Genomic DNA, 11,645 nt, shown 5'->3' with positions numbered 1-11,645 from the left:
GCGCGATGAGCACTCCATATGATCTGCGGATCGCCAGTGGCGGCGACCAGTTCCCCGTCGCCGGACAGCGGCCATCGCTGTCCTGGAAGCTGCCGCCCGCCTGGATCGGGCAGGACGGTTACGACCTGCAGCTTCGTATCGACGGCAGTGAGCACACGGTGGAGCGTGTCGCCTCTGCGGGGCACCTCTTCGTCGACTGGCCGCTGCCGCCGTTGCGCAGCCGGCAATCCGTCGCGTGGCGCGTCCGGGTTCATCGTGGTGGGCGCGTGTCGGACTGGTCGCCGTGGCACGCGTTCGAGGCGGGCCTGCTCGATCGGGACTGGTCCGCGCGGTGGATCTCCCCGCACGAGGAGGACGCCCGCCCGGCGTACGTGCTGGCCGGACATGTGCTTCTCCGCGAAGACATCGTCGAGGCGCGGCTCTACTCCACGGCCCTCGGTGTCTACGAGGCATTCGTCAACGGCACGCGGGTGGGGACGGCGGAGCTGGCTCCGGGCTCTACCTCGTACGGCGACACCCTCTACGCTCAGGCCACCGACGTCACGAACCTGCTCCACAGTGGAGTCAACGACCTGGAGATTCTGCTCTCGGACGGTTGGTACCGGGGCTCCAACGGGACCTGGCGCCAGCGCGACGTGTGGGGGACGACTACCGCGGCGCGGCTCCAACTCCACGTCCGCCACGCCGACGGCACGGAAGTCGTCGCCGGCACCGGCTCAGGCTGGACGTCGCGCCCCGGCAACATCGTCGCGGCCGACCTCATGAACGGCCAGACGACCGACTACACGGCGCCACCCACAGCCGTCCGGCCGGTCCTCGTGGACGCGGTCACCGCCCCACCGATCAGCTGGTCGCCGGCCCCGCCGGTGCGGCGCGTCGAGCGGCGCGCTCCGGCGTCGGTGACCCGGCACGCCGACGGCGCGTGGATCGTCGACTTCGGACAGAACGCGTCCGGATGGATCACCCTCACTGACCTGGGGCCGGCCGGGACCCGTACGGTCATCGACTACGGCGAGCACCTGGACCGGGCTGGCGACCTCACGACGGCGCACCTGGACAGCCAGAAGCCGGGCGAGCCGGTAATCCCTTTCGTACAGCGGGACGAGGTCGCCTCCTCGGGCCGGCCCGATGAGGTGTTCGAGCCCCGGCACACGGTGCACGGCTTCCGCTACGCGCGCGTACGCCGCGCCGGCGGCGACCTGGACCCGGCGGCCGTGGTCATGCAGGTGGTACATACCGACCTTCGGCCCACGGCGACCTTCGCCTGTAGCGACGACGACCTCAACCGCCTGCACGAGGCGGCCCGCTGGAGCTTTCGCGGCAACGCCGTCGACATCCCGACCGATTGCCCAACCCGGGAGCGCCTTGGCTGGACGGGGGACTACCAGATCTTCGCGCCGACCGCGGTGCGGTTGTACGACGTGGACGGCTTCAGCCGCAAATGGCTGCGATCGGTCCGCGACGATCAGCTCGACGACGGCCGGATCGTGAACTCGTCGCCGGACTCCAACCGGCTGAAGGTCCATGACGACGCGACCGTCAGCGGCATCACCGGCTCCGCGGGCTGGGGCGATGCCGTCGTCCTCGTCCCGTGGGTGCTCTACGAGACGTACGGGGACACGACCGCCCTGGCCGAGAACTGGCCGGCGATGCGGCGGTGGGTCGAGTGGGCGCTGGGCACCGCGCGGAAGGCTCGGCACCCTTCCCGCATCGAGCGCTCGGCCGAGCCGCTGCCGCACGAGGAGTTCGTCTGGGACGGCTCGTTCCACTGGGGAGAGTGGCTGGAGCCCAAGCAGCGAATCGCGGACGATCCCATGGCGTGGTACATGGCAGACAAGGGCGAGGTGGGCACCGCATACCTGTTCCGCTCCGTACACACACTCGCGGCCATCGCGGACGTGTTGGGTTACGCCGAGGACGCGGCCCGCTACCACGAAACGGCGGAGAACGTGCGCCGTGCGTGGCGGATCGAGTTTCTGGATCCGCGGGGCCGGACGACGGCCGGCACGCAAGCCAGCTACGTGCGCGCCCTCGCGTTCGACCTCGTGCCCGAGGACTTGCGCGAGCGGGCGGCCCGCCACCTCGTCGGCCTGATCGAGGCCGCCGACGGGCACCTCGGCACGGGCTTCCTCTCCACCGCGGACCTGCTGCCCGTCCTGGCCGACGCAGGCTTCCCCGATGTCGCCTACGCGGTGCTCTTCCAACGGTCGTCCCCGTCGTGGCTGGGCATGCTGGACCGGGGTGCGACGACCATCTGGGAGGACTGGGACGGCGTATCCGAGGACGGCACCGCCACGGCATCGCTGAACCACTACAGCAAGGGCGCGGTCATCCGCTTCCTGCACACCCACACGCTCGGCCTGCGGCAGGCGCCGGGCTCCGTCGGGTGGGAGTCGTTCGTCGTGGCCCCGTGCTGAGCGAGGCGATCACCTGGGCCAAGGGCACGTTCGACGGCCCGCAAGGGCTGATCGCGGCCGAATGGTCCATCAAGGACGGTCACCTGAGCATCTCGGTCGACGTGCCCGGGGGGTCCGAAGCGCAGATCCGGTTTCCGGACGGCAGCACCGTCCGTACCGGCCCGGGTCGCTTCCAAGGAAGGAGACCATTGTGTCTACCGCAGACGTAGCGAGCCGATCTTTGGCCGAACTCGTGTCGCTGAAGGGCCGGCGCGCGGTCGTGACCGGAGGCGGTCGCGGACTGGGCAAGGCGATCGCGTCGCGGCTGGCCGAGGCCGGAGCCGACCTGCTGATCGGCGACATCGACGAAGGGCTCGCCGCGACCGCGGCCAAACAACTGGCCGAGCGGCACGACGTACGCGCGATCGGGACCGCCATGGACGTCACCGACGCCACAGCCGTTGCCGCGGCGGCGGACCGGGCGGTCGCCGAACTCGGCGGCCTGGAAATCTGGGTCAACAACGCCGGCATCTTCCCGAACGTCCCCTGCTGGACATGAGCGAGCAGACGTGGGACAAGGTCTTCGACGTGAACGCCCGCGGCGTCTTTCTCGGTGCGCGCGAGGCGGCACGGCGGATGGCGGCCGCCGGTGCGGGCGGCGTCATCGTGAACATCGTCTCCACCGCCGGGTTCCGCGCGAGCGCACCGGGCCTCGCGGCCTACGTCGGATCCAAGCACGCCGTCCGCGGTCTCACGCGGGAGATGGCACTTGAGCTCGCCCCACTGGGCATCCGCGTGCTCGGCGTCGCGCCAAGCTACGTGCCGACCGAAGGCAACATGCTGGCGGCCGCCGCCGCGGGCTTCACAGCCGCCGACGCACCGCCGACCGACCTCATGCTCGGCGGCCCGATCGGCCGGGTCGGCGTTCCGGACGACATCGCGCGCGTTGCCCTCTTCTGCGCGTCCGACCTGTCCACCTTCATGACGGGCAGCACGCTGCTCGCCGACGGCGGCACTACCGCCTGAACGGAGTTGTCTCATGTTGAAGCCCCGCTCGACCGCCACCCGTGAGCTGGTGAACCTCGACGGACTCTGGCGGTTCTCGCTCGACCGGGACCGGTGGGACCTCGAAGCGGCGGTACCGGCCAGCTACAACGACCTGTTCGTCGACAGCGCCATCCGCGACCACGTGGGCTGGGTGTGGTACCAGCGCCAGGTGCGGGTGCCGCGCGGCTGGTCCGGCGAAGACATCATCCTGCGCGTCGACGCCGCGACCCACCAGGGAAGGATCTACGTCGACGACGTCCTGGTGGCCGAACACGTGGGTGGCTACACGCCGTTCGAGGCCGACATCACCGCGCACGTGAGCGCAGGCCAGGAGTTCCGCCTCACCATCGGGGTCAACAACGAACTGACCAACACGACGATCCCACCCGGCACGATCACCGTCACCCAGGACGGGCGGCGCCGGCAGACCTACCTGCACGACTTCTACAACTACGCGGGCTTGGCCCGCTCGGTGTGGCTGTACAGCGTGCCGGCCGTACACGTCCAGGACATCACGGTCGTGACCGGCCTCGACGCAAGCACCGGGACGGTCGAGTACGCAGTCCGGACCAGCGCGCCGGCGCCGGTCCGGGTACGGGTGCTCGACGCCACCGGCACCGAGGTCGCGGCGGCGGACGGTGCCGGCGGCACGCTGCGGATCCCCGACGTGACGCCGTGGCGGCCGGGCGCCGCCTACCTCTACGACCTCCTCGTCGAAGTGCTCGACGGCGACCGGGTGGTCGACAGCTACACGGAGCCGTTCGGTGTGCGCACCGTGGCGGTGCGCGGTACGGAGTTCCTCATCAACGGCGAGCCGTTCTACTTCACCGGATTCGGCAAGCACGAGGACACGCCCGTGCGCGGCAAGGGCCACGACAACGCCTACCTCGTCCACGACTTCCAGCTGATGGACTGGATCGGCGCGAACTCCTTCCGTACGTCGCACTACCCGTATGCGGAGGAGGTGATGGAGTTCGCCGACCGGCACGGCATCGTCGTCATCGACGAGACCGCGGCCGTCGGGCTCAACCTGGCGGTGCAGGGCGGGCTCACCGGCGTGCCGCCGCAGCCGACCTTCTCACCGGAAACCTTCGGCGAGGCCACCCGCGACGCGCACGCCCAGGCGATCCGCGAGCTCATCGCCCGCGACAAGAATCACCCGAGCGTCGTCATGTGGTGCATCGCCAACGAGCCCTCGTCCCATGAGGACGGTGCACGCGAGTACTTCGAGCCGCTGGTCGAGCTCACCCGCAAGCTCGACCCCACCCGCCCGGTGTGCTACGCGGCCGTCATCTTCGCCACGCACGAGAACGACCGCATCGCCGATCTCTTCGACGTCTTGTGTATCAACCGCTACTACGGCTGGTACGTGGCCACCGGTGACCTCGCCACGGCCGAGATGTACCTGGAGCACGACCTGCGCGGCTGGGCCGCCAGGCACGGCAAGCCGATCATGATGAGCGAGTACGGCGCCGACACGATGCCGGGGCTGCATGCGGTGTGGGACACCCCGTGGACCGAGGAGTACCAGCAGGCCTACCTGGAGATGAACCATCGGGTGTTCGACCGCATCGACGCGTTCATCGGCGAACACGTGTGGAACTTCGCCGACTTCCAAACCTCGCACGGCATCCACCGGGTCGACGGCAACAAGAAGGGTGTGTTCACCCGCGACCGCAGGCCCAAGGCCGCGGCCCACGCGCTGCGGGCGCGGTGGAAGCCGCTAGCCGGCCGCAAGCCGCCGCGTGATCTCGGCCGCGACACGTGACTCTGCGCTGGGCCGTCATCGGCACCGGAACGATCTCGCAACGGTTCGTGCCCGATCTCCACGCGATGCCCGGCACGGCGGTCGTCGCGGTCTTCGGTCGCAACCGCTCCAGGGCTGACATGTTCGCGGCCGAACACGGCATCCCGGCGGCGTTCGACGACTACGACGCGCTGCTCGCCGATCCCGCGATTGACGCCGTCTACCTTGCCACGCCCTTCGCCACACACCACCGGATGACGAGAGCTGCCCTCGACGCCGGCAAGCACGTACTCGTCGAGAAGCCCATGGCGCGCACGGCCGCGGAGGTGGCGGAGCTGTTCGCTCTGGCGGCTGAGCGGGGGCGGTTCCTCATGGAAGCGATGTGGATGAAGTTCAACCCGGGATTCCGCGAGGTGCTGCGGCTGGTCGGGGAGGGGCGCATCGGTGAGCCGCGCAGCGTACGCGCCGGCTTCGGCCTGCCGATGCCCGGCGATGGCACGGGCAGCAAGTGGGATCCGGAACGCGGCGGCAGCACACTGCTCGACCAGGGCATCTACCCGGTGACCCTCGCCCATGCGGTTCTTGGGCCGCCGGAGGCCGTACACGCGGCCGGCGTGCTGCGGCCGAACGGCGTCGACGTCGCCGAGCACATCACGCTCGAATATCCGGGCGGCCGGTTCGCGCACCTGGCGGCGTCCATGGTGGACTTTGTGGAACCGTCGGCGGCGATCAGCGGCACCCATGGATGGGTCGGCATCCCACCGATGTTCTGGGCGACGACGTCGTACACGCTGCACGCCGACTCGTGGCAGGCGATGTTCGGCAATCCACCACGCACCGAGCTTCCGCAGGAGGGCAACGGCTTCGTGCCGATGCTCCGCGCGGTCGCCGAGGCCATCGAACGCGGGTGGCCGCAGCACCCCGACCACGACGCCGCCGCGACAATCGACGTCTTCCGCACCCTCGACGCGATACGCGCGCAGCTGGCTGGCAACAGGCGGCAACCGGTTGTCGCTCAAGACGGCACGAAGGCCTACTGATTCTCATGCTTCGTCCCCAAGACAATGCGACCCGCGAGCGGAAGTCTCTGAACGGCCTGTGGATGTTTCGGCTGGACCCTGAGGGAGCGGGGCGCACCGCGGGTTGGTGGCGCGCCACGCTGGACCGGGCGCGGGAGATGCCGGTGCCAGCGAGCTACAACGACATCGTGCCGGAACTCGCCGTCCGCGATCACGTCGGCGACGCCTGGTACCAGACGACGGTGCGGATACCTCGGGGCTGGGCGGGGGAGCGGATCGTCCTGCGCTTCGACGCGGCCACGCACCGCGCGGTGGTGTGGGTGAACGACGTCCAGGTCGCCGAGCACGAGGGCGGCTACACACCCTTCGAGGTCGACGTGACCGACCGCGTGCGGCCGGGCGGCACGGCGCGCGTCACCGTCGTGGTCAACAACGAGCTCACCTGGGCCTCCGTACCGCCCGGCACGCAGCAACAGACGGCCACCGGGCGCACCCAGAACTACTTCCACGACTTCTTCAACTACGCCGGTTTGCACCGCTCGGTCTGGCTTTACACCACGCCGCGCACGCACATCACGGGTATCTCGGTCGACACCGGCCTGGACGGCGGCACCGGCACCGTGCGGTACGCGATCCGGCAGGCCGGCTCCGCTGAGCCGCACGTCACCCTGCGCGACGCCGGCGGCGCCCAGGTGGCCGTGTCCGAGGGCGCCGAGGGGCTGCTGACCGTACCGGACGTCCACCCGTGGGCACCGGGCGACGGCTACCTCTACGAGCTGGAGGCGAGCCTGCACGACGCGGGCGGCAACCTCGTCGACAGCTACACCCTGCCCGTGGGCGTGCGCACGGTGGAGGTGCGCGGCACCGAGTTCCTCGTCAACGGCGAGCCGTTCTACTTCCGCGGCTTCGGCAAACACGAGGACGCGCCGATCCGCGGCAAGGGCCACGACGACGCCCTCATGGTCCACGACTTCGAGCTGATGGAGTGGATCGGTGCCAACTCGTTCCGCACCTCGCACTATCCGTACGCGGAAGAGGTTTTGGACTACGCCGACCGGCACGGCATCGTCGTGATCGACGAGACCGCCGCCGTCGGCATGAACCTCCGCGTCCTGGTGACGTACGGCCGCACGGACCTGCCCCGACGTACACGGAGCAGACCATCGGGTCCGCGACCCAGCGCACCCACCTGCAGGCGGTGCGGGAGCTCGTCGACCGCGACCGCAACCATCCGAGTGTCGTGCTGTGGTGCGTCGCCAACGAGCCCGACGCCGGCGGCCAGGAAGCGCGCGACTACTTCGCGCCCCTGTTCGCCGAAGCGCGCAAGCTCGACCCCACCCGTCCGGTCGGGTACGTGAACATGATCGCGGACGGCCCGGACACCTGCGCGCTGACCGACCTTGCCGACGTGGTCATGATCAACCGTTACTACGGCTGGTACGCGCACACCGGCGACCTCGCGCGGGCCGAATCCGCGTTGGAAGCCGACCTGCGTGCCTGGGCCGACCGGCACGGCAAGCCCATCATCGTCACCGAGTACGGCGCGGACGCGATCGCCGGCCTCCACGCCGTGGTCGACGCACCGTGGTCGGAGGAGTACCAGGCCGGCCTGCTGGAGATGTACCACCGGGTGTTCGACCGGGTCGACGCGGTCGTCGGCGAACACATCTGGAACTTCGCCGACTTCGCCACCCAGCCCGCGATCGTGCGGGTCGACGGCAACAAGAAGGGCATCTTCACCCGCGACCGCCGACCCAAGAGCGCCGCGTTCGCCGTACGCCGCCGCTGGCGCGGCGTCTAAAGACCTTCAGATCTTGAGCTGCCGCGATGGCCGTCGTGGCTCAGACCGTTGCTCCCGCGGCCTCACCCTCCGCGTCGATCAAGGCTTTCTGCGTCGATCAAGGGCAAAGAGATCAGGCGGCGCTCCTTGCGGCGTTTGTGTTGTTCGATCGGGTCGGCGACCGGTGCGGCGAGCAGCAGCTTGCGGGTGTATGGGTGGTCTGGGGTGGACGTGACCGTGGCCGCGGGTCCGGTTTCGACGAGGTCGCCGCGGTAGAGCACCGCCACACGGTGGCTGATGTGACGCACCACCGCGAGGTCGTGCGAGATGAACAGGTAGGCGGTGCCCGTGCGGCGCTGGATGTCGATGAACAGGTCGAGCACGCGCGCCTGGGTGGACAGGTCGAGTGCGGAGACCGGTTCGTCGCAGACGATGAGCCTGGGCTGGGGCGCGATCGCGCGGGCGATGGCGATGCGCTGTCGCTGACCGCCGGAGAACTCGCGCGGTAGGCGTTCGGCGGCGTCCGCAGGAAGGCCCACCTGATCGAGCAGGGTACGCACGCGGGCGCGTGCGTCTCTCGCGGTCGCGCCCTGGACGACGAGTGGTTCGGTGAGGATGGCCCCGATCGTCATGGACGGGTTCAGCGAGCTGTACGGGTCCTGGAAGACGACCTGGATGTCCTTCGCGAGTGCTCGCCGCTCCCGCGCGCCGAGCCTGCCGATCTCGCGCCCCTCGAAGCGGATGCTGCCGCCGCTCGGTTTCACGAGGCCGAGTACGGTCCGGCCGATCGTGGTCTTGCCCGAGCCGGACTCGCCGACGAGGCCGACCGTCTCGCCGGCGCCAACGTGGAGTGAGACGCCGTGCAGCACCTCGATGGGTTGGGCGCGGAATCCGCGGCGGCGGAACGCGACCCGAAGGTCGGTGACGTCGAGCAGTGTCCCGGTCATCGTTTTGCCCCTTCGGTCGTGGCCCCGGCCGGGGCGTCGGTGCGCACCGACGCGTCGTCGAGGATCGAGTCCAGCAGCATCCGCGTGTACTCGTGGCGCGGGTTGTGCAGGACCTCCAGCACATCGCCCGATTCCACGATCTCGCCTTGCGCCATCACCGCGATGCGGTCGCAGATGTCGGCGACGACGCCGAAGTTGTGCGTGACGAGCAGCACCGCCATGTTGAGCTCCGCCTGCAGGTCGCGCAGCAGGTCGAGGATCTCGGCTTGGACGGTCACGTCGAGGGCCGTGGTGGGTTCGTCGGCGATGAGCAGCTTGGGACGGCTGGCGACGGCGCCGGCGATGAGCACGCGCTGCGCCATGCCGCCGGAGAGCTGATGCGGGTACGAGTCGAACGTTCGCTCGGGATCGGCGATGCCGCATCGTTCGAGCAGGGCCAGGACGCGGGTCCTGGCCTCGCGCTTCGAGATGCCCAGCGCTGACCGTACGCCCTCGATCAGCTGCGCTCCGACCGGGTACGACGGGTCCAGGTTGGACATCGGCTCTTGCGGGACGTACGCGATCTGCTTGCCACGTAGCGGCCGCATCTGGCCGTCGGAGAGTCCGATCAGCTCGCGGCCCTCGAACACGATCGAGCCGCCGGTGATGACGGCCTCGTCCGGCAGCACGCCGAGCACCGCGAAAGCGGTCTGCGTCTTGCCCGATCCCGACTCGCCGACGACCCCGAGCGTCTGCCCGCGGCGGATGTGCAAAGCGGCCCCGCGCACCACCTCGCGCAACTGGCCCATAGGCCCGGGATAGGCGATCGTCAGATCGCGGATCTCCAGCAGCGCCTCCGGGTCGGCCGCCGGGGTCGGATCGGTCCTCACCTCGGCGCGCTGCCCTTCGCCGACCTTCGCCGGCTTCGGCCTCGAACCCTGGAGGGTGTCGCGCAACGCGTTGCCCAGCAGCACAAGCGACGCGGTGATCAGCCCGAGGAGCAGGCTCGGCCACAGAAACTGCGTCGGTGCGATGTACAGGTTCCGGAACCCGGACGCGATCATGTCGCCGAAGCTCGGAATCCCCTTCGAACCAACGCCGAGGAAAGCCAGCCCCGACTGGGTGGCGATGGACGCACCCATCATGAACGCCGCGGCGATGATGATGGGCCCTCGCACGACCGACAGCACGTGCCGGCCGAGGATCCGCGTGTTGCCCAGGCCCGAGACGCGCGCGGCGTCGACGTAGAGCTCGTTCTTCACGCCGAGCACGAGGTTGCGCACGATGCGGTAGATGCTCGGCGACAGCAGCACGCCGAAGATCAGCATGGTGAAGCGGTAGTCGCCGCCGGTCACCGGCATGAGGATGATGAGCAGCAACAGGCCGGGGAACGTCATGACCAGGTTGAACGCCCACTCGGCAATCGCCCGGGTGCGGGTGCCGAAGTAGCCGCCGACGAGTCCCGCGGTCACCCCACGGCGAGGGCGACGCCCGTGCCGATCAGCGCGGAGACCGCGCTGGTGTTGATGGAGTGCAGGAGACGGGAGAGGATGTCGCGCCCGCTCTCGTCGGCCCCGAGGAGATACCCCGGTGTACCGGCCGGGGCGTTGACCATGCCGAGGTCGGATTCGTTGGGGCTGTGCTGCGCCAGGAGAGGCGTCAACAGTCCCGACGCGAAGATGACGATCAGGACGCTCGCGGTGAGGACGGCCTGCGGGTCGCGCAGGAGCCGCCGCCAGGTGGGGGTGCGCGTGCCGGTGCTCAATGGACTCTCGCCTTCGGGTTGAGCCAGCCGTTGGCCAGGTCGGTGCCGAGGTTGACGACGGTCACGAGCAGCACACCGAAGATCGTGATGCCCATGATGACGGGGATGTCGCCCTGCAGGGACGCGTTGAACGCGTAGCTGCCGTAGCCGGGCAGCGCGAAGACGTTCTCGATGATGAGCGCGCTGCCGAACATCTGGATGAACTCCAGCGACAGGACCGTGAGCGCGGGGCTCGCGGCGTTGCGCAGGGCGTGTTTGACGACGATCGACGTGGTGGAGATGCCGCGGGTCCGCAGGGTGCGTACGTAGTCGCGGCGCAGCTCGTCGATCATGCGGCCGCGCACCTGCGCCGCCATGTTCGCGACGCTCCCGATGACCAGCACGACCACCGGGATCGCGATGCTGCGCAGCCACGCCGCCGGGTCCTCGGCGAGCGGTGTGTACCCCGTCGCCGGCAGCACCTTCGCCCGTACCGCGAAGACATAGACCAGCCCGATCGCCAGCAGCAGGCCCGGGACGATGTAGCCCACGAGCGAGAGGCCCTGCGCGATGCGGTCGGCGACACCGCCGCGCGAAGCGGCCCACACGCCGAGCAGGATGCTCAGCAAGACGGTGATGATCAAGGCGGGGACGATGATCGACAGCGTCACGCCAAGCCGCTGGAGCACGGATGAGGCGACCGGGAGCGAGGTGTAGACCGAGCTTCCGAGGTCGCCACGGAGCAGGCCCAGCAACCAGTCGCCGTACTGGACCAGCACCGGCCGGTCATAGCCGAGCTGCTTCGTCATGGCCTCGACCGACTCGGGCGTCGCCGACTGGCCAAGGATCGTCCTGACGACATCCCCGAACGACAGGCTCAGCATCAGGAAGGTGATGAGCGTTACCAGTAGCGCGAGGACGAGGCCGGCGCCGAGTCTGCGCAGGATGTAGGCAATCATTGTCGCTCCCGATCGGGATCCGGGTGG

The 11,645-nt window shown here is 69.4% G+C and carries 9 protein-coding genes and 2 pseudogenes; 7 read left to right on the top strand and 4 right to left on the bottom strand.

What is annotated here, in order from left to right; all coding sequences use genetic code 11:
- Positions 1-5: 5 nt before the first annotated feature.
- From Prum_RS05945 to Prum_RS53580, 7 genes and pseudogenes are all read left to right on the top strand, one after another.
- Positions 6-2,417, top strand: a complete 2,412-nt coding sequence (locus Prum_RS05945) for a family 78 glycoside hydrolase catalytic domain (RefSeq protein WP_218577096.1) — start codon at positions 6-8, stop codon at positions 2,415-2,417.
- Positions 2,411-2,626 (top strand): alpha-L-rhamnosidase C-terminal domain-containing protein, encoded by a 216-nt coding sequence (locus Prum_RS49285; protein WP_218577091.1) that lies wholly within the window; start codon positions 2,411-2,413, stop codon positions 2,624-2,626. The genes Prum_RS05945 and Prum_RS49285 overlap by 7 nt, the downstream gene beginning before the upstream one ends.
- A pseudogene (locus Prum_RS50995) lies at positions 2,608-3,422 on the top strand (SDR family NAD(P)-dependent oxidoreductase). The gene Prum_RS49285 and the pseudogene Prum_RS50995 overlap by 19 nt, the downstream one beginning before the upstream one ends.
- Positions 3,423-3,435: 13 nt before the next feature.
- Positions 3,436-5,211 carry a beta-glucuronidase gene (gene uidA, locus Prum_RS05930; protein WP_173074643.1) on the top strand — a complete coding sequence of 592 codons (1,776 nt, stop codon included), beginning with the start codon at positions 3,436-3,438 and terminating at the stop codon, positions 5,209-5,211.
- Complete coding sequence (locus tag Prum_RS05925) at positions 5,208-6,230, top strand: Gfo/Idh/MocA family protein (protein WP_173074641.1); 1,023 nt, start codon at positions 5,208-5,210, stop codon at positions 6,228-6,230. Before uidA ends, Prum_RS05925 begins: the two co-directional genes overlap by 4 nt.
- A 5-nt stretch (positions 6,231-6,235) precedes the next feature.
- Positions 6,236-7,306, top strand: a pseudogene (locus Prum_RS53585) (glycoside hydrolase family 2 TIM barrel-domain containing protein); the annotation flags it as partial.
- Complete coding sequence (locus Prum_RS53580; RefSeq protein ID WP_308785334.1) at positions 7,195-8,010, top strand: glycoside hydrolase family 2 TIM barrel-domain containing protein; 816 nt, start codon at positions 7,195-7,197, stop codon at positions 8,008-8,010. The pseudogene Prum_RS53585 and the gene Prum_RS53580, both read left to right, overlap by 112 nt.
- Before the next feature lie 62 nt (positions 8,011-8,072).
- Here the strand turns inward: Prum_RS53580 and Prum_RS05915 are convergent, their stop codons facing one another.
- From Prum_RS05915 to Prum_RS05905, 4 genes are all read right to left on the bottom strand, one after another.
- Positions 8,073-8,858, bottom strand: a complete 786-nt coding sequence (locus tag Prum_RS05915) for an ATP-binding cassette domain-containing protein (protein WP_218577085.1) — start codon at positions 8,856-8,858, stop codon at positions 8,073-8,075.
- 74 nt (positions 8,859-8,932) lie between these two features.
- On the bottom strand, positions 8,933-10,387 hold the full coding sequence (locus tag Prum_RS05910) for a dipeptide/oligopeptide/nickel ABC transporter permease/ATP-binding protein (RefSeq protein WP_218577084.1): 1,455 nt from the start codon (positions 10,385-10,387) through the stop codon (positions 8,933-8,935).
- Complete coding sequence (locus Prum_RS49275; protein ID WP_218577083.1) at positions 10,384-10,680, bottom strand: hypothetical protein; 297 nt, start codon at positions 10,678-10,680, stop codon at positions 10,384-10,386. Before Prum_RS49275 ends, Prum_RS05910 begins: the two co-directional genes overlap by 4 nt.
- Positions 10,677-11,618, bottom strand: a complete 942-nt coding sequence (locus Prum_RS05905; protein ID WP_173074637.1) for an ABC transporter permease — start codon at positions 11,616-11,618, stop codon at positions 10,677-10,679. Before Prum_RS05905 ends, Prum_RS49275 begins: the two co-directional genes overlap by 4 nt.
- Positions 11,619-11,645 lie beyond the last annotated feature (27 nt).

Origin of the sequence: Phytohabitans rumicis, from assembly GCF_011764445.1 — a bacterium.
In the GTDB taxonomy this organism is placed as follows: Bacteria; Actinomycetota; Actinomycetes; order Mycobacteriales; family Micromonosporaceae; genus Phytohabitans; species Phytohabitans rumicis.
Note: the sequence above shows the minus strand (reverse complement) of the source record. Positions and strands in the feature narration are given on the sequence as shown.